General features: G+C 75.9%; 23 protein-coding genes, 1 pseudogene and 1 riboswitch. Of the genes and pseudogenes, 9 read left to right on the top strand and 15 right to left on the bottom strand.

The features are described from left to right. Positions 1–6 precede the first annotated feature (6 nt). Positions 7–189 carry a hypothetical protein gene (locus WJX68_RS10270; protein ID WP_340288714.1) on the bottom strand — a complete coding sequence of 61 codons (183 nt, stop codon included), beginning with the start codon at positions 187–189 and terminating at the stop codon, positions 7–9. Positions 190–233: 44 nt separating this feature from the next. On the opposite strand from WJX68_RS10270, the gene WJX68_RS10265 reads away from it, so the two are divergent. Both WJX68_RS10265 and WJX68_RS10260 read left to right on the top strand, forming a co-directional pair. Continuing rightward, positions 234–1,199 (top strand): zinc-binding dehydrogenase, encoded by a 966-nt coding sequence (locus WJX68_RS10265; protein ID WP_340288711.1) that lies wholly within the window; start codon positions 234–236, stop codon positions 1,197–1,199. A gap of 179 nt (positions 1,200–1,378) precedes the next feature. Further along, complete coding sequence (locus tag WJX68_RS10260) at positions 1,379–1,849, top strand: MarR family winged helix-turn-helix transcriptional regulator (RefSeq protein WP_340288708.1); 471 nt, start codon at positions 1,379–1,381, stop codon at positions 1,847–1,849. A gap of 83 nt (positions 1,850–1,932) precedes the next feature. Here WJX68_RS10260 and lepA read toward each other — a convergent pair whose 3' ends face one another. Then, entirely contained in the window at positions 1,933–3,795 is a 1,863-nt protein-coding gene (gene lepA, locus WJX68_RS10255; protein WP_340288705.1) for a translation elongation factor 4, read from the bottom strand. 113 nt (positions 3,796–3,908) lie between these two features. Here lepA and WJX68_RS25220 point away from each other — a divergent pair, with 113 nt between their 5' ends. Then, positions 3,909–4,319: a cyanase gene (locus WJX68_RS25220; protein ID WP_422785689.1), complete on the top strand. Its 411-nt coding sequence runs from the start codon at positions 3,909–3,911 to the stop codon at positions 4,317–4,319. Then, positions 4,247–4,510, top strand: coding sequence for a 30S ribosomal protein S20 (gene rpsT, locus WJX68_RS10250; RefSeq protein ID WP_340288702.1), 264 nt, complete (start codon positions 4,247–4,249; stop codon positions 4,508–4,510). Before WJX68_RS25220 ends, rpsT begins: the two co-directional genes overlap by 73 nt. A gap of 109 nt (positions 4,511–4,619) precedes the next feature. Here rpsT and holA read toward each other — a convergent pair whose 3' ends face one another. Then, entirely contained in the window at positions 4,620–5,588 is a 969-nt protein-coding gene (gene holA, locus WJX68_RS10245) for a DNA polymerase III subunit delta (protein WP_340288699.1), read from the bottom strand. 138 nt (positions 5,589–5,726) lie between these two features. Next, positions 5,727–5,880: riboswitch (SAM riboswitch) on the top strand. 6 nt (positions 5,881–5,886) lie between these two features. Between holA and thrC the strand changes: the two genes are divergently transcribed. Continuing rightward, positions 5,887–7,155 (top strand): threonine synthase, encoded by a 1,269-nt coding sequence (gene thrC / locus WJX68_RS10240; RefSeq protein WP_340288696.1) that lies wholly within the window; start codon positions 5,887–5,889, stop codon positions 7,153–7,155. 243 nt (positions 7,156–7,398) lie between these two features. On the opposite strand, the pseudogene WJX68_RS10235 reads toward thrC, so the two are convergent. The 7 genes and pseudogenes from WJX68_RS10235 to rsfS form a co-directional block, all read right to left on the bottom strand. Further along, positions 7,399–8,892 (bottom strand): annotated as a pseudogene (locus tag WJX68_RS10235) (ComEC/Rec2 family competence protein); the annotation flags it as partial. A 746-nt stretch (positions 8,893–9,638) separates the two neighbouring features. Then, complete coding sequence (locus WJX68_RS10230) at positions 9,639–10,613, bottom strand: ComEA family DNA-binding protein (protein ID WP_340288693.1); 975 nt, start codon at positions 10,611–10,613, stop codon at positions 9,639–9,641. 172 nt (positions 10,614–10,785) lie between these two features. After that, on the bottom strand, positions 10,786–11,646 hold the full coding sequence (locus WJX68_RS10225; RefSeq protein WP_340288690.1) for a DegV family protein: 861 nt from the start codon (positions 11,644–11,646) through the stop codon (positions 10,786–10,788). A gap of 22 nt (positions 11,647–11,668) precedes the next feature. Beyond that, entirely contained in the window at positions 11,669–13,099 is a 1,431-nt protein-coding gene (locus tag WJX68_RS10220) for a xylulokinase (protein WP_340288688.1), read from the bottom strand. Beyond that, positions 13,096–13,815, bottom strand: a complete 720-nt coding sequence (octT, locus tag WJX68_RS10215; protein WP_340288686.1) for a diglucosylglycerate octanoyltransferase — start codon at positions 13,813–13,815, stop codon at positions 13,096–13,098. Before octT ends, WJX68_RS10220 begins: the two co-directional genes overlap by 4 nt. Then, complete coding sequence (locus WJX68_RS10210; RefSeq protein WP_340288683.1) at positions 13,808–14,428, bottom strand: histidine phosphatase family protein; 621 nt, start codon at positions 14,426–14,428, stop codon at positions 13,808–13,810. The genes octT and WJX68_RS10210 overlap by 8 nt, the downstream gene beginning before the upstream one ends. Beyond that, positions 14,425–14,865: a ribosome silencing factor gene (gene rsfS / locus WJX68_RS10205; RefSeq protein ID WP_340288680.1), complete on the bottom strand. Its 441-nt coding sequence runs from the start codon at positions 14,863–14,865 to the stop codon at positions 14,425–14,427. Before rsfS ends, WJX68_RS10210 begins: the two co-directional genes overlap by 4 nt. 125 nt (positions 14,866–14,990) lie before the next feature. Between rsfS and WJX68_RS10200 the strand changes: the two genes are divergently transcribed. Beyond that, the gene (locus tag WJX68_RS10200) at positions 14,991–15,842 is read left to right on the top strand and encodes a MaoC family dehydratase (protein ID WP_340288677.1); all 852 of its coding nucleotides are present in this window, start codon (positions 14,991–14,993) and stop codon (positions 15,840–15,842) included. Positions 15,843–15,845: 3 nt separating this feature from the next. On the opposite strand, the gene WJX68_RS10195 is transcribed toward WJX68_RS10200, so the two are convergent. Both WJX68_RS10195 and WJX68_RS10190 read right to left on the bottom strand, forming a co-directional pair. Continuing rightward, positions 15,846–16,523, bottom strand: a complete 678-nt coding sequence (locus WJX68_RS10195) for a hypothetical protein (protein ID WP_340288675.1) — start codon at positions 16,521–16,523, stop codon at positions 15,846–15,848. A gap of 49 nt (positions 16,524–16,572) precedes the next feature. Then, positions 16,573–17,067, bottom strand: a complete 495-nt coding sequence (locus tag WJX68_RS10190; protein WP_340288672.1) for a GNAT family N-acetyltransferase — start codon at positions 17,065–17,067, stop codon at positions 16,573–16,575. A gap of 38 nt (positions 17,068–17,105) precedes the next feature. Here WJX68_RS10190 and WJX68_RS10185 point away from each other — a divergent pair, with 38 nt between their 5' ends. Further along, the gene (locus tag WJX68_RS10185; RefSeq protein WP_340288670.1) at positions 17,106–17,921 is read left to right on the top strand and encodes a class I SAM-dependent methyltransferase; all 816 of its coding nucleotides are present in this window, start codon (positions 17,106–17,108) and stop codon (positions 17,919–17,921) included. A 6-nt stretch (positions 17,922–17,927) separates the two neighbouring features. Here the strand turns inward: WJX68_RS10185 and WJX68_RS10180 are convergent, their stop codons facing one another. Beyond that, complete coding sequence (locus WJX68_RS10180; RefSeq protein ID WP_340288667.1) at positions 17,928–18,665, bottom strand: class I SAM-dependent methyltransferase; 738 nt, start codon at positions 18,663–18,665, stop codon at positions 17,928–17,930. 63 nt (positions 18,666–18,728) lie between these two features. On the opposite strand from WJX68_RS10180, the gene WJX68_RS10175 reads away from it, so the two are divergent. Both WJX68_RS10175 and WJX68_RS10170 read left to right on the top strand, forming a co-directional pair. Further along, positions 18,729–19,355 (top strand): DedA family protein, encoded by a 627-nt coding sequence (locus WJX68_RS10175; protein WP_340288664.1) that lies wholly within the window; start codon positions 18,729–18,731, stop codon positions 19,353–19,355. Beyond that, on the top strand, positions 19,352–19,984 hold the full coding sequence (locus WJX68_RS10170; protein WP_340288663.1) for a maleylpyruvate isomerase family mycothiol-dependent enzyme: 633 nt from the start codon (positions 19,352–19,354) through the stop codon (positions 19,982–19,984). Before WJX68_RS10175 ends, WJX68_RS10170 begins: the two co-directional genes overlap by 4 nt. Before the next feature lie 8 nt (positions 19,985–19,992). Here the strand turns inward: WJX68_RS10170 and WJX68_RS10165 are convergent, their stop codons facing one another. Both WJX68_RS10165 and WJX68_RS10160 read right to left on the bottom strand, forming a co-directional pair. Further along, positions 19,993–20,544 (bottom strand): dihydrofolate reductase family protein, encoded by a 552-nt coding sequence (locus tag WJX68_RS10165; RefSeq protein ID WP_340288661.1) that lies wholly within the window; start codon positions 20,542–20,544, stop codon positions 19,993–19,995. A 114-nt stretch (positions 20,545–20,658) separates the two neighbouring features. Further along, positions 20,659–21,756 (bottom strand): alpha/beta fold hydrolase, encoded by a 1,098-nt coding sequence (locus tag WJX68_RS10160; protein ID WP_340288659.1) that lies wholly within the window; start codon positions 21,754–21,756, stop codon positions 20,659–20,661. Positions 21,757–21,892 lie beyond the last annotated feature (136 nt).

Here is a 21,892-nt window from a genome sequence, read left to right as displayed (position 1 = left end):
CCGCGCTCAGCCGCCGCCGTCGCGGCGGTCGCGGGGCACGTCGAACCGGGCCGTCACGCGGTCCAGGGCGACCGCGACGCCCGCGCACGCCGGCAGGACCACGATCGTCACGAAGACGACCTGGAACACGAACGGCAGCCCGGTGAGCCACAGCTCGAACGCGTCCCAGCCGTCGATGATCGTGCGCACACTCCACACGGTAGTCCCCGCGCCCAGGCATTAGGTTCGGGCCCATGTTCGCTGTCTACGCGCAGGAGCCCGACGCCGACGCTCCGCTCGACTCGCTCGTCGTGGGCGAGCGGCCCGACCCGGAGGTCCCCGAGGGCTGGGTCTCCGTGAACGTCTCGGCCGCCAGCCTCAACATGCACGACCTGTGGACGCTCCGCGGGGTCGGCATCAAGCCCGACCAGTTCCCCATGATCCTCGGCTGCGACGGCGCCGGGACCCTCGACGACGGCACCGACGTCGTCCTCTACCCGATCATCGGTGACCCGGACTGGCGCGGCGACGAGACCCTCGACCCCCGGCGCACCCTGCTCACCGAGAAGCACCAGGGCACGATGGCCGACAAGGTCGTCGTCCCGGCCCGCAACGCGATCCCCACCCCGGCGGGCATCACCCCGGCGCAGGGCGCCGTGCTGGGCACCGCGTGGCTGACCGCGTACCGGATGCTGTTCACCCGGTCGAACCTGCAGCCCGGCCAGACCGTGCTCGTCCAGGGCGCCTCCGGCGGGGTGTCGACGGCGCTTGTCCAGCTGGGCCGGGCCGCCGGGTTCCAGGTGTGGGTCACCGGCCGCGACGAGGAGAAGCGCGCGCTGGCCGAGCGGCTCGGCGCGCACGCCACGTTCGAGCCCGGCGCGAAGCTGCCCGGCAAGGTCGACGCCGTCATGGAGTCGGTCGGCGAGGCCACCTGGAAGCACTCGATGCGCGCGCTGCGCCCGGGCGGGCGCATCGTCATCTGCGGCTCGACCTCGGGCCCGAACCCGCCGGCGGACCTGCAGCGGCTGTTCTTCCTGCAGCTCGAGGTCGTCGGGTCGACCATGGGCACGCGCCAGGAGCTGGCCGATCTCATGACCTTCGTGTCGACGGCCGGGATCGCGCCGGAGATCGGGACCGAACTGCCGATGGACTCCGCGAAGGAGGCGTTCGAGGCGATGGCGGCCGGGAGGACCGCGGGCAAGATCGTGCTGACCCGCTAGGGCGTTACGTGACCGTGGTGTGATGCAGTCGTGATGTCGTTAGGGGACGTCAAGCGGTCTACGAAATGGCTGGTCGACGGCCTGCGCGTCACCGCTGCGTGACGACCGTCCGGCGCTCGGGCGACGTTTCCGCAGGACAGGGTCGGATTTCGCCCGTTCGGCAAGTACAGTGCGTCATCGTGACCGAGCCTTTCAGTCGACGGGCGTCGGGGACGGCCACCATGGCCGCCCCGACGCCTGGAGCCGCGGGTGTCGTCGAGTTCCTGGACCGGGTCGACCACGCCGTGGCCACAGCCCTGTCCACCAACCCCTCCGCGACCGACGTCAGCCGTGACGGCTGGCGGGTGCTGTTGATGCTCGCCCGCGGCACCGGCCGCAGCATGGGCGAGGTCGCGGGACACACGTCGCTCCCCGCCCCCACGGCCACCCGGATCGTGGACCGCCTCGTGGAGAAGAAGCTGGCCTACCGGTCGGCGGACCCCCTCGACCGGCGTCGCGTGCTGGTGCACCTGTCGGCGGAGGGACGGACCGTCGTGGAGTCCGTCTGCCAGCGGGTGCAGCGCATCCTGTCGCCGCGCCGCGCTCCCGCCGCCCGCCCCGCACCGTGCGAGACCACGGTCCCCGGCCCCCGGGCAGGCTCGGTCATGTAGCGCCCCCGCGCTCCCCCGCCCCCCACACGTACACGTCGGGCCCGACACCCTCGAGGGAGTCGGGCCCGCTCTCGTGTCCGGGGCTACTTCTTGGGCTTCTCGGTGGCCTGGCCGCCGCCGGTGGACAGTGCGGCGACGAAGGCCTCCTGCGGGACGTCGACCCGGCCGATGGTCTTCATCCGCTTCTTGCCCTCCTTCTGCTTCTCCAGCAGCTTGCGCTTGCGGGAGATGTCGCCGCCGTAGCACTTGGCGAGGACGTCCTTGCGGATCGCGCGGATGGTCTCGCGGGCGATGATCCGCGCGCCGACGGCCGCCTGGATCGGCACCTCGAACTGCTGGCGCGGGATCAGCTCGCGCAGCTTGGTCGCCATCGACGTGCCGTAGGAGTACGCCGACTCCTTGTGCACGATCGCGGAGAACGCGTCGACGGCCTCGCCCTGCAGCAGGATGTCGACCTTCACCAGGTCGGCGACCTGCTCGCCGGCCTCCTCGTAGTCGAGGCTGGCGTAGCCGCGCGTGCGGGACTTCAGGTTGTCGAAGAAGTCGAAGATGATCTCGCCGAGCGGCATCGTGTAGCGCAGCTCGACGCGGGTCTCGGACAGGTAGTCCATGCCGCCGAGCTGGCCGCGCCGGCTCTGGCAGAGCTCCATGATGGTGCCCACGAACTCCGAGGGCGCCAGGATGGTGATCTTGGTGATCGGCTCGCGGACCTCGGCGACCTTGCCCACCGGCCAGTCGCTGGGGTTGGTGACCTCGATCTCCTCGCCGTCGTCGGTGGTGACCTGGTAGACGACGTTGGGGGCGGTGGAGATGAGGTCGAGGTCGAACTCGCGCTCGAGCCGCTCGCGGGTGATCTCCAGGTGCAGCAGGCCCAGGAAGCCGCAGCGGAAGCCGAACCCGAGCGCGGCCGAGGTCTCCGGCTCGTAGGTGAGCGCGGCGTCGTTGAGCTGCAGCTTGTCCAGCGCCTCGCGCAGGTCCGGGTACTGGGAGCCGTCGATCGGGTAGAGCCCGGAGTAGACCATCGGCTGCGGCTCGCGGTAGCCGGTCAACGGCTCGGCGGCCCCGTTGCGCTTGGACGTGACGGTGTCGCCGACCTTGGACTGACGGACGTCCTTCACACCGGTGATGAGGTAGCCGACCTCGCCGACCCCCAGGCCGTCGGACGGCTTGGGCTCCGGCGAGACGATGCCGATCTCGAGCAGCTCGTGCTCGGCGCCGGTGGACATCATCTTGATCTTCTCGCGCGGGGAGAGCTTCCCGTCGACGACCCGGATGTAGGTGACGACGCCGCGGTAGGTGTCGTAGACCGAGTCGAAGATCATCGCCCGGGCGGGCGCGTCGGCGTCGCCGACCGGGGCCGGGACCTGGGCGATGACCGCGTCCAGCACGGCCTCGACGCCCTCACCGGTCTTCGCGCTGCAGCGCAGCACGTCCTCCGGCTCGCAGCCGGTGATGTGCGCGATCTCCGCGGCGTAGCGCTCCGGGTCCGCGGCCGGCAGGTCGATCTTGTTGAGGACCGGGATGATGTGCAGGTCCTTCTCCATGGCCAGGTACAGGTTGGCCAGGGTCTGCGCCTCGATCCCCTGCGCGGCGTCGACCAGCAGGATCGCGCCCTCGCACGCCTCGAGCGCACGGGAGACCTCGTAGGTGAAGTCGACGTGGCCGGGGGTGTCGATCAGGTGCAGGACGTGCTCGGTCGGCTCGCCGTCGGCGTTCTTCGCGGTCCACGGCAGCCGGACGTTCTGCGCCTTGATCGTGATGCCGCGCTCGCGCTCGATGTCCATCCGGTCGAGGTACTGGGCCCGGGCGTCACGATCGCTGAGCACCCCCGTGACCTGCAGCATGCGGTCGGCCAGGGTGGACTTCCCGTGGTCGATGTGGGCGATGATGCAGAAGTTCCGGATGCGCTCCGGCGGGGTGAACGTGCGGTCGGCGTACGTCGTCACTCGGCTGTACTCGGCTTTCGCTGTCGCATCGGGGCGTCGGGCACTGGCCCCCATCGTCCCATGTCGTACCGGGCGGGCGCCGTGGTGGCACCGCGGGTCGTCACGCGGCGCCGGTGCAGGTCCGCGGCACGACGATCTCCGAGCTCGTCCGCGAGGAGTCCGGCGACGGCGTCGTCCCGGCCGTCGACGTCGGGCTCGACGTGGCGCGGGTGGCCGACCCGCAGGGCCACCGGGCCGTGATCACGCTCGACGGGACGTTCCCGCCCTGCCGCGTCCGGTGCCCCGGCCCGGGGCGCGACGACGCCGCTGGTAACCTTGTGCGTCGAGCGCTCGGCGTGCTCGCCCGAAACGGCCTGGACCCTCTCTCCAGTGATGCTGTTCGGTGCCGCCGGAGCGGACCGGACGTACACACACACCAGCCGACCAGCAGGCAGGAAGACCAGAGGCAGACGTGGCCAACATCAAGTCGCAGATCAAGCGTGTCAAGACCAACGAGAAGCGCCGGCAGCGCAACAAGTCGGTGAAGTCCTCGGTCAAGACCGCCATCCGCCACTTCCGCGAGGCCGCCGACTCCGGCGCCGACAACGTCGTGGAGCTGCAGCGCAAGGCGGCCAAGGCTCTGGACAAGGCGGCCGGCAAGGGCGTCATCCACCGCAACCAGGCGGCGAACCGCAAGTCCGCGATGGCCAAGCGCCTCAACGACGTGCAGGCCTGAGCCACCACGGTTCACCGACGGCGCCGTCCCCGGCTTCGGGGGCGGCGCCATCGTCGTGTGCGGGGTGGTTCCTGGTCGACGTCCGGCCGGGCTCGGGGCAGCGCCCCGGTCAGCGGCCCGCGCGGGCCGCGACGACCGCCAGCACGGCGCGTTCCAGGGCGTACTCGGCGTCCGCGGCGATGCCCTTGACGTCCGCGTTGACCTGCGCGGTCGCCGCGATCGCGACCGCCAGCTGCTCGGGGCGCCACTGGCGCACCGTCTGCTGCGCCTTGCGGATCTTCCACGGCGGCATGCCGAGCTCGCCCGCCAGCCGGTTCGGGTCGCCGCGCCCCGCCGAGCCCACCTTGGCCAGGGTGCGGACGGAGTCGGCCAGCGCGTCGGCGATCAGCACGTGCGGGACACCGAGCACCAGCGCCCAGCGCAGCGCCTCCATCGCCGCACGGCGGTCGCCGGCGACCGCGGCGTCGGCCACCGCGAAGCCGGAGGACTCGGCGCGGCCGCGGTGGTAGCGACGCACCCCGGTCTCGTCGACCGTGCCGCCGGTGTCCGCGACGAGCTGCCCGGCCGCGGCCGCCAGCTCCCGCAGGTCCGAGCCGACGGCCTCGACGAGCACCGCGAGCGCGCCCGGGGTGATCGTGCCGCCGTGGCGGCGGACCTCGTCGCGGACGAAGTCGGACCGCTCGTCGGCGCGGGTGATGCGGTTGCAGGTGACCACGGCCGCCCCGGCCTTGCGCATCAGGTCCAGGACGGCCTTGCCCTTCGCGCCGCCCGCGTGCTGGACCACGAGCACGATCCCGTCGGCCGGGTCCTTCACGTAGTCGGCGAGCGCGGCCGTCATATCCTTGCCCGCGTCCTGGCCGTGGGTGAGCACGATCACCCGGCCCTCCGCGAACAGCGACGGGCTCAGGTGCCCGGCCAGCTCGCCCGGCGCCACCTCCGAGGTGCGGAAGCGGCGCAGCTCGGTCTCCGGATCGGACCCCCGTGCCCGCCGGACCAGGTCGGACACGGCGCGTTCGGCCAGGAACTCCTCGTCGCCGACGACGAGCTGCAGCGGGGCCGGGGCCTTCGTCGCGCTCACCCCCCCATCGTGGCCCACACCCCCGACAACCCGTGACCCGCGTCCCGTCCGGAGGACACCTCCTGGCGGGGACGCGACCGTCTCGCGTACGGTCATGACCGTTTCCGGCCACCGCGCCGGGACACCACAACCGCATATGGCTCATCCAGAGGGGCAGAGGGAACGGCCCGTTGAAGCCCCGGCAACCGGCGTCGCACGACGATCCGCCCACACCTGCGCGCTCCGCGCGGTGAGGACGTCGACGAACACGGTGCCAATTCCGGCCCGCCGCACCCGGCGGGACAGATGAGGAGATCTCGTGACTCTCACTGCTGCGCCCGAAACCACCCCCGCCTACGACCTGGGCTCCGCGCGGGCGCTGTCCTGCCGCGAGTGCCGGCACCGCATCCCGCTCGCGGCGGAGTTCGCCTGTCCGCGCTGTTTCGGCCCGCTCGAGGTCGCCTACGAGTTCCCGGCGGTCACCCGCGCCTCCATCGAGGCCGGCCCGAAGTCGATCTGGCGCTACAAGGACCTGCTGCCGGTCCCCTCGACCGTCGAGCAGCACGCCAACACCGAGCCCGGCCTGACCCGGCTGATCGAGGCCGACAACCTGGCGCGCGCGCTCGGCGTCCGCAAGATCTGGATCAAGGACGACACCGGCAACCCGACCCACTCCTTCAAGGACCGGGTCGTGGCCGTCGCGCTCGCCGCGGCCCGTGAGCTGGGCTTCTCCGTGCTCTGCTGCCCCTCGACGGGCAACCTGGCCAACGCCGTCGCCGCCGCGGCCGCCCGCGCCGGGTGGGACTCGGTGGTGCTGATCCCGTCCTCCCTGGAGCAGGCCAAGATCGTCACCACCGCGGTGTACGGCGGCACCCTGCTCGCCGTCGACGGCAACTACGACGACGTCAACCGGCTCGCCACCGAGCTGGCCGCCGAGCACGAGGACTGGGCGTTCGTGAACGTCAACGTCCGGCCGTACTACGCCGAGGGCTCCAAGACGCTGGGCTACGAGGTCGCCGAGCAGCTCGGCTGGCGGCTGCCGGAGCAGGTCGTCGTGCCGGTCGCCTCCGGCTCGCAGCTCACGAAGATCGACAAGGGGTTCACCGAGCTCGGCGAGCTCGGCCTCGTCGAGCCGACGCCCTACACCGTGTTCGGGGCGCAGGCCACCGGCTGTTCCCCGGTCGCGTCCGCCTTCGAGGCCGGCCACGACGTGATCCAGCCGCAGAAGCCGGACACCATCGCCCGCTCGCTGGCGATCGGCAACCCGGCCGACGGCCCGTACGTCCTGGACTCGGTGCGGCGCACCGGTGGCTCGGTCGGGCACGTGTCCGACGAGGAGGTCGTCGCCGGGATCCGGCTGCTGGCCCGCACCGAGGGCGTGTTCGCCGAGACCGCCGGCGGGGTCACCGTCGCGACCACGAAGAAGCTGCTCGAGGCGGGGACGCTCGACCCCGACGCCGAGACCGTCCTGATGATCACCGGCGACGGTCTCAAGACCCTCGACGCCGTCTCCGGCGAGGTCGGCCCGACCGCGACGGTGCCGTCGACATCGCGCGCGGTGCGCGAGGCGCTGGCGAACCGGGGCTGACCGGCCCCGCCGGCCGGGCGCCGGGCGGGGGTCGCCCCGGGCGACCACCGCCAGCCCGGCCGGGTCGTCGCCGGTCAGGGCGAGGTCGCCGGACCGGTCGGTGCGGGCGACCAGGATCCCTGCGGCGGCGAGCCGGTCCACCAGCTCCGGGTTGGGGTGGTGGTAGGTGTTGCCGTTCCCGACGCTGATCACCGCCGCCCGCGGCGCGACGGCCCCGATCAGCGCGGGCAGCACCTTACGCGAGCCGTGGTGCGGCATCTTCAGCACGTCGGCCCGCAGGTCCGCGCCGGAGGCGAGCAGGTCGTCCTGGGCGGCGAGCTCGGCGTCCCCGGTGAGCAGCACGGTCGCGGCCGGCGTCGTGGCGCGCAGCAGCAGCGAGATGTCGTTGACCGCGGTGCCGTCGCTGCCGTCGACCGTCACGGGCGGGTGCACGGGCCCGAGGACCTGCAGGCGCAGCTCCGGCCAGCCCAGCTCCATGCCGCGGGCGAGCCCGACGACGGGCGCGCCGGCCGCCGCGGCGTGCCGGGTGATCTCGCGCAGCCCGGACGCGGGTTCGCGCACCGGGCCGACCGCGATCCCGCCCGTGGCCCGCCCGCGCAGCGCGCCGGCCAGGCCGCCGTCGTGATCGGCGTGGAAGTGGGTGATCACGACCAGTTCGAGGACCCGCACGCCGAGCCGGTCCAGGCAGGTGTCGACGGCGTCGTCGCCGGGTCCGGTGTCGACGAGCACGGCGTGCCCGGCCACACCGGTCGCCAGCACGAGCGCATCGCCCTGCCCGACGTCGCAGGCCACCATCCGCCAGCCCGCGGGCGGCCAGCCCGGTGGTGCGAACCGGGTCGGCACCAGCACCACCAGCAGCCCGACCAGCAGGGCCAGCAGCAACGCCCGCAGTCGCGGCACCCGCCCCATCGCGAGCAGCCCCAGCAGCAGGCCGGTGAGCAGCAGCGCGCCGCCCACCCCGGCCGGCCACGGCACCGTCGCCCCCGGGACCGCGGCGGCCCGGTCCCCGACGAGCACCAGCCACCGGACGAACGGCCCGGCCAGCCACGCGCAGACCCACGCCGCCCACGGGCTGAGCGCGGACAGCACGGCCCCGAGCACACCGAGCACCGTCGCCGGCGCGACCGCGGGTGCCGCGAGCAGGTTCGCGACCACCGTGACCAGCCCGACTCCCCCGTTCAGCCCGGCGATGACGGGGGCGGTCGCCAGGGCCGCGGCGACCGGGACGACCAGCGCCTCCGCCGGCCCGGACGGCAGGCCGCGCCGCTTCAGCGACGCCGTCCACCCCGGGCCGAGCAGGACCAGCGCCCCGGTGGCGACGACGGACAGGACGAACCCGGCGTCGACGGCCAGCGCGGGCGAGGCGAGCAGCAGCCCGAGCACCGCCACCGCGAGCGCCGGCACCGCGGAGCGCGCCCGGCCGGCGGCGAACGCGACCAGCACCACCCCGCCCATGACCGCCGCCCGCAGTACCGACGGCGACGGCCGCGCCAGCACGACGAACCCGACCAGCGCGAGCAGCGCCGCCGCGGACGCCACCCGTGGGTCGGTGCGGAACAGGCGCAGCAGGAGCAGCACCGCACCGGTCACGATCGCGACGTTCGCCCCGGACACGGCGGTGAGGTGCGCCAGCCCGGCGGTGCGGAAGTCCTGCTCGGTCTCCGCGAGCTGGGCGCGGGTGTCCCCGATCGCCAGCCCCGGCAGGAGCCCGGCCGGGGCCTCGGGCAGCGCGGACACCGCGGCGTCGCGCAGCCCGTCGCGCAGGCTCCCGGCCGCCGTCTGCCACCACGGTGGCGGGGTGACGTCCTGCGGGGCGCCGCGGACCCGCAGGACCGCGACGGTCAGGTCGGAGCGCTGCGCGGGGGCGAGCAGGCCCGCGGCGGAGACCTCCTGGCCGGGCAGCAGCCCGGCCCAGCTCCCGGCCGGTGCGAGCAGCAGCAGTGCGCCGCCGGTGCGCGCCCGGTGCGCGCCGACGGTGGCCGCGACCAGCTCGGTGCGGACCAGCGCGGTGGCCCGGGCCGCGCCGGACTCGTCGCCGCCGGTGCCGCCGCGCAGCACCCGCGGGTCGTCGGTGAGCCGGACCCGGACCTCGGCGGCGGCGCCGCGGTCGGCGGGGTCGCGCAGCGGGTGCGCGGCCAGCGCGCCCGCGTGCGCGGTGACCAGCAGGGCCGCGACCAGCGCGCAGCCGGCCGCCGCGAGCACCGTCGACGCCGGAGCGGCCGCGCGGGCACCGGCCCGGGCCCGGAGCAGGGCGACCGCCGCGGCGACCACCGCGAGCGCCGCCGCGGCCACTCCACCGGGCGGACCGCCGAGCAGCCCCGCCAGGACGGCGGCCCAGGTCGCGAGCGCGGCGGGCACCAGCCGCAGGTCCGGCGGGGCCGGACGGTCCTCGCCGCTCCCGCCGTCGGCACCCCGCCGGGGCGTAGCGGAACCGGTCGCGGAGCCGGGCCGGTCGGGACCGGGGCGCCGGGCGCGCGGCGCGGTCACACCCGCACCAGCTCACGGAGCCGGGCGAAGCGGCGCTCCCCGATGCCGTCGATCTCCCGCAGCTGCTCGACCCGGCTGAACCGCCCGTTCGCCGTCCGCCAGTCGACGATCTTCGCGGCGGTGACCGGGCCGACCCCCGGCAGCCCGTCGAGGTCGGTCGCCGTCGCGGAGTTCAGGTCGAGCTTCCCGGCCGGGGCCGCCGGGCCACCCGGCGCGGCCCCCGGCTCGGCGCCGGACGCGGGCTCGGCGCCCGGTGCGGGCTGCACCGGTGCCGCGTCCGCGGCCGGGGCCGCCCCGCCCGCGATCTGCTCGCCGTCGCCGAGGCGCCGGGCCAGGTTGAGCACGGTGAGGTCGATGCCGGGCAGCGCACCGCCGGCGCCCTCCACGGCGTCGGCGACCCGGGCGCCGTCGGGGACCCGGACCCGTCCGGGCCGCGCCACCCGGCCGACGACGCTGACCACGTGCGGGCCCGCGGTCGCCGCGGGCGCCGCCGCCGGTGCGGGCGCGGCACCGGTCTCCGGGACCGCGGGCCCGTCCGGCACCGCCGTCACCTCCGGCAGGCCGCCGACCGGCTGCACGGTGGGCCGGTCGAGCCACACCCCGACCCCGGCGACGAGTGCCCCGGCCAGCACCACCGCGACCAGGGCGAGCGCACCGGGCCGGCCCGGGTCGACCCGCGCCCCGGCCAGCGACGGCGGCAGCCACCGCAGGGCCGTGCGCCGCAGCCACGACGGCCGGCCGCCGTGCGGGACGTCGGCGGCCACGACGTCGGCCGGGGCGTCCGTGCGGGCCGGCGCGGCCAGCGGGTGCCCGGCGTCGGGGTCCGCGGTCCACGTCGCCGCCCGCGGACCGGCCGCCGGAAGGATCGGCAGCGGCTGCGTGGGCGGGTCGTAGTGCTCGCGTGGGGCCCCGCGCACCCCGATCCCGGCCAGGCGCCTGCCCGGGTCGCGGGGATCGTCGGTCCTGGTCACGCACCCGACGCTAGGAGCGGCGGGGCCCGTCGCCGGGCCGGATCACGGACCTGTGGACAGCTCGGCCGGTCGTGGACCGGCGTCCCGCGGCGGCCGCCGGGACCGCGTCACCGTCGGTCCGACGTGCCAGACTGCGGCGGGGCCGTGCGTGTCCGGCGGGGAACGGCGGCGCTCAGGTCCCGGCCGGGACGACCACGACGCCCACCAGCCCGGGCCCCGCGTGTGCCCCGATGACCGCGCCGACCTCGGAGACGTGCACCTCCGCGGCGTCGGGCAGCTGCTCGCGCAGCCGGTCGGCGACGTCCTCGGCCCGCTCCTCGGCGCCCAGGTGGTGCACCGCGAGCCGGGCGCCCGGCCCGGCCGCCTCCGCGACGGCCAGCGCGACGAGCCGCTCGGTCGCCCGCGAGGTCGTCCGCACCTTCTCCAGCAGCGCGATCCGGCCCCCGTGCAGGTGCAGGATCGGCTTGACCGACAGCGCCGTCCCCAGCAGCGCGGACGCGGCACCGATCCGTCCGCCGCGGCGCAGCCGTTCCAGGTCCTGCACCGCGAACAGCACCCGGGCGCGGGCGGCGACGGCCGTCGCGGCGGCCGCGACGGCGTCGGCGGGGGCACCGGCCGCCGCGGCGTCGGCGGCGGAGAGCACCGCGAACCCCAGCCCCATCGCGATCGCCGCGGAGTCGACGACCCGGATCCGGTCCGGCGCGACCTCCGTGGCGGCGACCCGGGCGGCGTCCCACGTCCCGGACAGCTCGCGGGACAGGTGCACCGACACGACCGCGTCGGCGCCGTCGTCGAGCAGGGCGGTGAACCGCTCCGCGAACGCCACCGGCGCCGGGCGCGAGGTCTGGACCAGCACGTCCCGGTCGGCGAGCGCCGTGATCAGCTCCGCCGCGGTCACCTCGACGCCGTCGCGTGCCGTCCGCTCCCCGAGCCGCACCTCCAGCGGCACCACGTGGACGCCCGAGCGGCGCGCCGGCCCCGGCGGGAGGTGGGCGGTGGAGTCGGTGACCACGGCGACCGGCGAGGAGGGCACGCGCGGACCCTATCGGGGCCGGTCAGCGGAACAGCGGCGCGAGTGCCGCCTGCGCGGCGCGGTAGCGGCCGTGGGCGTCGTCGAGGCGGGCGCGCTCGCGCGGGTCGGGCACGAACTCGCGGTCCACCCGCACCATCGCGGCCACCAGCTCCCCGACGCCGGCGGCGTCGCCCACGGCGAGCGCGGCGAGCACGGCCGCGCCGAGGACACCGGCGTCGGTCTCCGCGGTGCGGCGCAGCGGCCGGTCGAGCACGTCGGCCTTGACCTGGCACCACAGGTCGCTGCTCGCGCCCCCGCCGCAGACGGCGAGCGACCCGGCCCGCAGCCGGGCGGCGGCCTCGAGCGGCTCCAGGACGTGCCGGGCGGCGTGCGCGACCCCCTCCAGCACCGCGCGACCGAGCTCCGCGGTCCCGGTGTCGGGGCCCAGCCCGAGCCAGTGCCCGCGCAGCGACGGGTCCCACAGCGGGGCGCGCTCCCCCGCGAGCTGCGGCAGGAACAGCGCACGGTCCGGGCGGGCCGCCCCGGCCGCGCCGAGCAGACCGGCCACGTCCGTCCCCAGCGCCGCGGCCGCCCACACCAGCGCGTCACCACCGGCCTGGGTCGGCCCCGCGTGCACGTGCAGGCCGCGCCACGGCGGGAACGACACCACGCCCGGGGCGCCGCCACCGGGCTCCGCCGCCACGGCCAGCACCTCCGAGGTCCCCGCGACGTCGACGGCGTCACCGGGGGCGGCGATCCCGCCGCCGAGCAGGGCGGCCCAGGCGTCCATCGTCCCGACCGCCACCGGCAGCCCCGCCGGGAGGCCGCCGGCGCCGGTGGTCTCCCCCGCGACCGTCGCCGGGTCGGCGAGCGGCGGGACCATCGCCCGCAGGCCGGGCACCAGCAGGTCCAGCCACCCGGCGGGCGTCCCGTCCGGGCCGACGAGCCCGATCGAGGACAACGGGTCGGCGATCGCGGTGCCGGTGAGCCGGGCCAGCAGCCAGTCCTTCGGCGCGAGCAGCCGTGTCGCGCGGGCCCAGGCCGCAGGCCGGTGCGCGGCGAGCCAGGCGGCGCGCGCCGCCGGGTGCGACGCGTCGACGGTCCCGAGCCCGCCACGGACCCGCGCCCGGTCGGCCGGGGACAGCCGGTCGGTCAGCGACGCGGCGACGGCGGCGCAGCGCCCGTCCTGCCAGGTGATCGCCGGGTACACGGGCGTGCCGTCGCCGTCGGTGAACAGATGGGTGTTGACCTGGGCGCACAGCCCGACGGCGTGCACCCCGGACAGGGCGGGGCCGAGCTCGGCCAGCGCGTCGCACAGGCCGCTCCACCAGTCGGCGGGGTCCTGCTCGGCGTGCCCGGGCGCGGGCCGGTGCGTGCGGTGGCGCCGGGTCGCGGCGGCGACGCGGGTGCCGTCGGCGGCGAGCACGGCCGCCTTCACCGAGGTCGTGCCGAGGTCGATCCCAAGCAGCGTCACGGCGCCCCCAGCAGCGCGGCCAGCGCCTCCCCGACCGCGGCGTGGCCGTCCCACCCCCAGTGCATCCCGTCGGGGTTGCCGTGCCCGCCCAGCACGTGCCCGCCGACCAGGGCCGGCACGTCCAGCACCGACACCGCCGGGACGCCGGCCGCCCAGCGCCGGATCGCGTCCTCGGTGGCGGCGCGGTGCGGGTGCGCGAACCCGTAGTCGGTGGCCCGGTGCACCGACGGCAGCAGCGCCACGACCGGGAGCCCCGGGCGCAGCGCGTGCACCCCCGCCCGGCACCGTTCCAGGTAGGCGACGGTCAGCCGGGGCGGCAGCGTGGCCGGTCCCCCGCCGGGCAGCCGGGCCAGCGCCGGGGCCAGCCGGGGCTGCGCGGCCCGGTACCCGGCCCGCGCCGCGCGGCGCAGCCCGTCCGGGCGCAGCACCGGGATCAGCTCGCGCAGCGCGGTCGGCAGCGGCGAGGGCAGCGAGTCCATCCCCGACACCCCGAGCACGACCGCGCCGACCCGCGGCAGCGCGGCCCAGACCCGCGGGTCACCGGCGACCGCCGACCAGGCGTGCCGGGCCGTCCACCCGGCGCGCGCGACGAGCTCGGCGCGGCCCCCGAGCCGGGCGGCGGCGAGGTTGGGCCACAGCCGCGGCTCGTCGGCCGGACAGGGCCGTTCGGGTCCGTGGAAGGCCAGCGAGTCGCCGACGACCAGCAGGTCAGGCACCGATGTTGTACCCCGACAGCCGCCAGCGCGGGTGGTCGTCGCGGCGGGCGACGACGGCCCACTTCGCGTTGCCCATCCCGCCGATCACCGGCCAGGCGGACTCCGGCAGGTCGAGCAGCCCGCACACCAGCCCGGCGATCATGCCGCCGTGCGCGACGAGCAGCACCGAACGCTCGTCCGGGTCGTCGGTGAACTCGGTGTCGAGCTCGGTGACGACCGGCATCGAGCGGGCGACGACGTCGACCCGCGACTCCCCGCCCGGCGGGGTGAAGCGCGGGTCGGAACGCCACGCGGCGATCGCGCCCGGGTCCTCGGCCTCGATGTCGGCCACCGTGCGGCCCTGCCAGTCCCCGAGGTGGGTCTCGCGCAGCCGCTTGTCCACCGACAGCGGCAGCCCGGTCGCCGCGGCGACGGTGGTCGCGGTGTCGTGGGCGCGGGTCAGGTCCGAGGTCACGATGCGGTCGAAGCGGCACCCGGCGAGCAGCGGCGCGGCCGCCGCGGCCTGGGCCATCCCGGCGTCGGTCAGGCGGGTGTCGAGATGCCCCTGCATCCGCCCGGTGGCGTTGTACTCGGTCTGCCCGTGCCGCAGCAGCGTCAGGCGGCTCAGGGTCATGCAGTGCCGTCCGTGCTGCCGTCCGTGCTGCCGTCCGTGCTGCCGTCCGTGCTGCCGTCCGCGCCGCCGGGCCCCTCGCCGGTGTCGGGGATCTCGATCGACGGGCAGTCCTTCCACAGCCGGTCCAGGCCGTAGAACCCGCGCTGCTCGCTGTGCATGACGTGCACGACGATGTCGGTGAAGTCCAGCAGCACCCAGCCGTTGTCGGCGTCGCCCTCGCGACGGGTCGGCTTGCTGCCGCGCTCGCGCAGCTTCTCCTCGACGGCGTCGACGATGGCCTGGACCTGCCGCTCGTTCGCCGCCGACGCGAGCACGAAGCAGTCGGTCAGCGCGAGCTGGTCGGACACGTCGAGCGCGACGATGTCGACGGCCTTCTTGTCCGCGGCCGCGGCCGCGGCCACCTTCGCCAGGCCGATCGCCTCCGGTGATGCCGTCACTTCGCTCTTCCCCTCCACGCCACGACTGACCACGACAGTGTGTCAGCCGGGTGCCGGGGACTTGGGCGGCGGGCACCGGGCGGGATAGGTTCGCGGCCACGGTGGACCGTCGAAGGAGACTCCCCATGCCCCTGGCGCCCGATCTCGAGGGCACGCAGTGCGAACCGGTCAGCTTCGCGTGGGCACGGGACGACGTGCTCCTCTACGCCGTCGCCGTCGGCGCGGGCGGCGAGGACCCCGCCGGCGAGCTGGCCCTGACCACGGAGAACACCGAGGGCGTGCGGACGGCGGTGCTGCCCTCGTTCGCCGAGATCGTCGCCCGCGGCGCGCGGGTGGACCTCGGCGACGTCGACCCGTCGCGGGTGGTGCACGCCGAGCAGGGGTTCCGGGTGACGGCGCCGCTGCCGGTGGAGGGGCTGGCCCGGGTCACGGCCACCGTCACCGAGGTCCTCGACAAGGGGTCGGGTGCGCTGGTGCGCACCGAGGCCGAGGCCGTCGACGCCGACACCGGTGCGCCGCTGCTGACCGCCACCCGCACGCTGTTCCTCGGCGGTGAGGGCGGCTTCGGCGGTGCCCGCGGCGAGCAGGCGCCCAGCCCGGTCCCCGACCGCGCGCCGGACCACGAGCTGACCTACCGGACCACCCCCGGCCAGGCCCTGCTCTACCGGCTCACCGGCGACCGCAACCCGCTGCACAGCGACCCGGCGTTCGCCGCGCGGGGCGGCTTCGACCGCCCGATCCTGCACGGCATGTGCACCTACGGCTTCACCGCCCGGGCGCTCGTCGCGACCGCGTGCGACGGCGACGCCCGCCGCCTCGTCGCGATGGACGCCCGGTTCACCAGGCCGGTGCTGCCCGGGCAGTCGCTGACGGTGTCGGTGTGGGACACCGGCGGCGGCACCGTCGCGTTCCGCACCGCGGCCGACGGCGAGGTCGTCCTCGACCGCGGTACCGCCGAGATCGCCCCGGCGGGCTAGGGGTCAGGACGCCGCCGCGACGACCCGCGGCGGCGCCGGGTCCCCCGGGTAGTCGTGGCCACCGCGGTAGGCCAGCTCGGACAGCGCGTCGAGCGCGGCCAGCTGCGGGTAGGGACGCGCCCCGTCCCGGTGCGGCCAGCGGTGGTCGAGCGCGCGGAAGGCGACCGCGCGGTGCCGGGTGGTCGCCAGGAAGCGCGGGTTGTCGCGGACGAAGCGCGCGTAGGCGTGCCGCAGCTCGGGGTGCTGCCCGAGCTCGGTGCGCACGAACCGGTCGACGTCGGTGCCGATCTCGTGCACGTACTCGCCGCAGAGCTGCACCACGAACGGCACGACCCAGGACTCGTGGACGCAGAACAGCTCGCGCACCGCGCGCTGGCGGTGACCCGCGTTCTCGCTGCGCGACATCCACGCCGCGACGACGGCGCGCCGGCGCGGCGAGAGCGGCGCGGTGAACACCGACGGCGGCCACGGGAACGACACCCGGAACGGGATCTGGACCGGGTCGCCGTCGACGTGCACGTCGTGGTCGGCGACGCCGCCGCCGGCGTCCTGCACGAGCTGCGCGGACACCGCGCCCCACGGGGCGAGGGCCCGCATCGCGACGTGCGCGTCCCGGCGGACGCGCTGCGGCACCGCACGCAGCAGCAACCCGGCCACCGCCGGGGTGGGGACGTCGATCACGACCGTCACCGTAGCCCGATCAGCGCAGCCCGGCGTGACCGACGGTCGATCACTTCGCTCCGTCGTCACCCGTTCGGCAGTGTGTGACCGGCAGGCGGTAGACGACGGCGAGGGGCTCGCGGCCGTCCGGGAACCGCCACCCGGCGGGCACGGTGCCGGCCCGGACCCATCCCGCCGCGCGGTAGAGGCGCTCCGCGGCGGGTGACTCGACGACGTCGAGCACCCCGTCGCGGCCGCGGGCGGCGAGCTCGGCCGCCACCCCGTCGAGCAGGGCCCGCGCGTGCCCGGCGCGCCGCCGTGCCGGGTCGGTGAACACCCGGGTCAGGCGCAGCGCCGCGCCGTCGCCGGGCTCGGCGAGGAGCGCCGCGTGCCCGGCCGGTCCCCCGCCGGCGTCGGCGACGAGGGCGACGACGGTCCCGGGCGGGGAGAGGAACGCCGCGGGGTCGGCGGGCCAGGTGGAGGGGTAGCGGTCGGCGGCGTGCACGGCCCGCAGCAGTGCGACGCAGGCGGGCAGGTCGGCGCCGGTGCGCGGGCGGACGGTCACGACCGGCCAGGCTGCCACGGCGGCGGTACGGTCCGCCCGTGCAGGCCAACGCGACGCAACGACGGTCCTGGGACGGACCGACCGGCGACGTCTGGACCCGCTGGGCCGAGCGGTTCGAGGCCGGCGTCGCCGGCTACACCGGGGCCTTCGCCGACGCCGCGGCGCTCGCACCCGGGGAGCGGGTCCTCGACGTCGGCTGCGGGCCCGGCGGCACCGCCCTCGCCGCCGCGGCCGCGACCGGCCCGGACGGTCACGTGCTCGGGGTCGACCTGTCGTCGTCGCTGGTGGCGCGGGCACGCGAGCGGGCCGCCGCGGCCGGGGCGCGCACCGCCGAGTTCGCCGTGGCCGACGCCCAGGTCGACGACCTCGGCGTCCACGACGTCGTCCTGAGCCGCAACGGCGTGATGTTCTTCGACGACCCCGCCGCGGCCTTCGCGAACCTGCACCGTGCCCTGCGCCCCGGCGGCCGGGTCGCGCTGCAGGTGTGGCGGTCCTGGGCGGAGCAGGAGTGGCTGCAGGTCGTCCTGGGTGCCCTGGACGTACCGCCGCCCCCCGACGGCGCGCCCGGCCCGGTCGGGCTCGGCGACCCGCAGCGCTGCCGGGCCCTGCTGACCGGGGCGGGCTTCACCGGCGTCGCCGTCACCGGGGTTCGCCGGCCCATGTGGTTCGGCGCCGACGTCGACGACGCCACCGCGTTCCTGCTCGACCAGCACGCCGCGCGGCTGGCCGAACTGCCCGCCGCGCGGCGCGACGCGGCCGCCGGACGGCTGCGCACGGCGCTGGCCGCGCACGCCGGGCCGGACGGTGTCGTGGCCGGCTCGGCGGCGTGGCTGCTCACCGCCGACCGGCCCTGAGACACCTCAGCGCGGCCGCAGCACGTAGGCGGTGTAGCCGTACTCCGTCCCGTGCGCGGCACGGACGTCGATCTCGTGCCCGACCTCGTCGAGCGCGGCCGGGTCGACGCCGTCCTCCCGCAGGGTCGCGATCCGGCAGGCCAGTGGGCGGTAGTAGGCGTCCCAGTCCGAGTCGGGCAGCAGGTAGACCGCCTGCACCGTGTACCCGGCGCGCTGCGCGGCGGCGACGTTCTCCGCGGTCGTGCGCATCGCGGGGTAGCCCGCGTCCCAGAACGCGCGCGCACCCGGCGACGGGTCGGTGGTGGTCCACTCGGCCTCGGTCAGGACCAGCACCCCGCCGGGGGCGAGCAGCCGCCGCCAGGCGTGCAGGGCCGCGTCGAAGCCCATGATGTAGGCCGCGCCCTCGGACCAGACCAGGTCGGCCTCCCCGTCGGGCAGCGGCAGGTCGTCCATCGGCGCCACCAGCGGACGCACCCGCTCGCCCAGTCCCGAGGTGGCCGCGCGGGTGCGCAGCCGCGCCAGGAACGGCTCGTGGGTGTCGACGGCGACGACCTCGCCCCCGGTCGCCGCGGCCAGCGGCAGGGTGGCGGGGCCGGTGCCGCAGCCGATGTCGACGATCCGCGGACGGGCGGGCAGCCCGCCGGCGAGGCGCAGCAGCAGTGCCGTCGTCTCCTCCGACCCCGGCGCCTCGCGGGGCAGGTCGTCGTGGGCGGCCAGGAAGACCTGCTCCAGCGGTGTGCTCACGCCCGCGCATGATGCCCGGACCGGCCCGTCACCGCACCACCGGAACGTGTGCATGATGGAGCGGTGCACGTCGACATGCTCCTGCTGACGATCCCGCCGCTGGCGATCTACCTCCTGTGCGGGGCGGTCGTCGGGGTGGAGAGCATCGGCATCCCGCTGCCCGGCGAGATCGTGCTGGTGGGGGCCGCGCTGCTGGCCGCGCGACCCGGCTCCCACATCGACCCGGTGGCCGTCGCCGCGGCGGCGACGACGGGGGCGATCATCGGGGACTCGATCGGCTACACCGTCGGCCGCCGCTACGGCACCGGCCTGCTGGAACGGCTCGGCCGCCGCTTCCCGCGCCACCTCGGCCCGGCGCACCTCACCGTGGCGCAGCGGGTGTTCGACCGCTACGGCGTCTGGGCGGTGCTGTTCGGGCGCTTCGTCGCGATCCTGCGCATCCTGGCCGGGCCGCTCGCCGGGACGATGCGGATGCGCTACCCGGCCTTCCTCGTCGCGAACGCCACCGGCGCCGTGCTGTGGGCGGGCGGCACCGTCACCGCCATCTACTGGCTCGGGATCGTCGCCGAGACGTGGCTGAAGCGGTTCTCCTGGATCGGGCTCGTCGTGGCGGTGGTCGGCGGCCTGCTGATCTCGCGCTACGTCCGGCACCGCGTGGAGCGTGCGGCCGCCCGGGAGGGCACCCCGTGACGGCCGTGCACGGGCTGGCGGCCGCCGAGCGGGCCGACCTCGCCGACCTGCTCGACACGCTCGGCACCGAGCAGTGGGTGGCGCCGTCGCTGTGCGCGGGCTGGCGGGTGCGCGACGTCGTCGCCCACCTCATCGGCTACGACGTGCTCGGCTGGCGCGGCAGCGCCGCCGTCGCCGCCCGGTCCTGGGTCGCCGCCCGCAGCGCGAACGACGCCGTCGTCGCCGCCTGGTCCGGCCGGCCGGTGTCCGAGCTGGTCGCCGCGGTGCGCGCGCACCTGCGCCCGCGCGGGCTCACCACCGGGTTCGGCGGCCGGATCGCCCTGACCGACTGCCTGATCCACCACCAGGACCTCCGCCGACCGCTCGGGCTGCCGCGCACCGTGCCCGCCGCGCGGCTCGCCGAGGCGCTGCCGTTCGCGATGACCGCGCCGCCGCTGGGGGCCCGGCAGCGGATCCGGGGGCTGCGCCTGGTCGCGACGGACCTGGATTTCCGCCACGGCGACGGCCCCGAGGTCACCGGGCCGGGCGAGGCGCTGCTGCTGGCCGCCGCGGGCCGCGCCGACGCCCTGTCCGAGCTGCGCGGCCCCGGCCGCGCGCTGCTGGAGCGGCGGACGACCGGGCGGGCCTGATCGGCCGCTCAGCCCAGCGCGTGCGCGGTGTAGGTGACGCCGCCGCGGAACGAGCGGGAGTCGAGCAGCCGCAGGTGCTCGTCGGTCCAGCCCTCGGGGAACAGCCGCCGGCCCCGGCCCTGCACGACGGGGTGGTGGAACAGCCGGACCTCGTCGACCAGACCGGCCGCGATCAGCGTGTGGCACAGCGTGATGCTGCCGGTGAGCACGATGTCCTCGCCGGGGCGCTCCTTGAGCGCGGCCACCTCGGCGACCGGGTCGCCGGACAGGACCGTCGAGTTCTGCCACTGCGGGTCGGTCATCGTCGAGGACACGACGTACTTGTCGACCTGGTTCAGGTAGTCGGTGATGCCGGTGGTGTCGTCGGTCTGCAGCGGCCAGAAGCCGCGGAAGTCGCAGAAGGTGCGGCGGCCGAGCAGGGTCGCGTCGGACGCGGCGTCCTGGCGGTGCAGCTCGGCCAGGACGTCGGCCTGGCCGTCGTCGGCCGGGGTGAACCAGTCGCCGAGGAACTCCACCGAGCCGTCGAGGGTGATGTTCTGGGTGATCGCGAGGGTACGCATGCAGTACCGACCGACACCGTCACGCGAACTCATCGCCGGGCCGGTCCCCGGTGTCGCGGCACCGGGGACCGACGGCGGGGCGCAGGCCGGGCGGGACGGTCCCGGCCCCGCCACTCATGCCGGGGTGTCGAGCAGTTCCTGCAGGTACTGGTCGATCTGGGGCATGTAGGTCGGCGCGACGCCGAACAGCGCGAGGTGCCCCAGCAGGTCGTCGACGACGCGGATCGTCGCGTGCGGGGTCAGCTCCAGCTCGGCCTCGTGGTCGCGGACCGGGAAGAACATGTCCTCGTTGATCGGGATGACCCGGGCGACGGACTCGTTGCGCCCGAGCGCCTCGGCGAGGTCCCCGCCGGTGTGCCGCGCGACGTCGCCGCGCTGCCACTTCCACGCCATGCAGAGCAGGTCGTTGGGGTCCATCGCGGTGAAGTACGGCTCCAGGAAGCCCGCCATGAACGCCTCCCGGGACTCGAACTCCAGGGCCCGCCAGACCTCCTGCTTCCAGAACTCGGTCGAGAACCCCATCACCGCCCAGATGCCGGCGTGCCGCCGCAGCCCGGCCTCGACGTCGGCGTTGCTCGCGTAGTTCCCGCCGTTCCAGCCGGGGTCCGACGTGATCGCCTCGACCAGCGCCTGGGTGTAGAGGAAGTCGTGCGGGGTGTTCTGCGCGGTCCCCGCGATCGGCGCGGCCCGGCGCACCTTGTCCGGGAACCGGACCATCCACTCGTACGTCTGCTGGGCACCCATCGACCCGCCGACGACGAGCGCGAGCCGCTCGATGCCGTAGTGCTCGCGCAGCAGCTGCTCCTGCGCGCGGACGTCGTCGCCGATGCGCACGTGCGGGAAGTTCGACATCGCGATGCCGGCGTTCGCGCCCGACGCGTTGTGCGGGCTCGTCGACAGACCGTTGCCGATCTGGTTGACCACGACGATGAAGTAGCGCTCGGGGTTCAGCGCGTGCTCCGGGCCGATGTAGACGTCGCGGAAGATCTGGTGCGTCCCGGAGTACCAGGTCGTCACCAGGATCGCGTTGTCCCCGGCCTCGTTGAGGGTGCCGAAGGTGGCGACCGCGAGCTGCAGGTCGGGGATCACCCCGCCCTCCTCCAGCGCGAACTCCCCGAGCCCGATCAGCTCGTAGTCGCCGTGGAACTCGTGGGTGTAGTACGGGTTCTCGATCGCCGCGGGCCCCGCCGGGGCCGCTGCCGTTCCAGTCACTGCCGCTCCTGCTCCGTCGAAGACGCGGGCCGGGTGCGACTCTTCCGCGTTGTGACGCGGGGCACAAGATCCGTGATCCGAAGGGCGGGGGACCGTGACCGCGGGCGGCAGGGGCTCCCGGGTCCGCCGCCCGCGG

The organism is Pseudonocardia spirodelae (assembly GCF_037727765.1).
Lineage (GTDB): Bacteria > Actinomycetota > Actinomycetes > Mycobacteriales > Pseudonocardiaceae > Pseudonocardia > Pseudonocardia spirodelae.
Note: the sequence above shows the minus strand (reverse complement) of the source record. Positions and strands in the feature narration are given on the sequence as shown.

Bases quoted from the DNA above. Each gene is read 5' to 3' on its own strand.
- WJX68_RS10200 (WP_340288677.1), top strand. From the start codon at position 14,991: ATGCCCCTGGCGCCCGATCTCGAGGGCACGCAGTGCGAACCGGTCAGC.
- WJX68_RS10210 (WP_340288683.1), bottom strand. From the start codon at position 14,428: ATGACCCTGAGCCGCCTGACGCTGCTGCGGCACGGGCAGACCGAGTAC.
- WJX68_RS10265 (WP_340288711.1), top strand. From the start codon at position 234: ATGTTCGCTGTCTACGCGCAGGAGCCCGACGCCGACGCTCCGCTCGAC.
- WJX68_RS10165 (WP_340288661.1), bottom strand. From the start codon at position 20,544: ATGCGTACCCTCGCGATCACCCAGAACATCACCCTCGACGGCTCGGTG.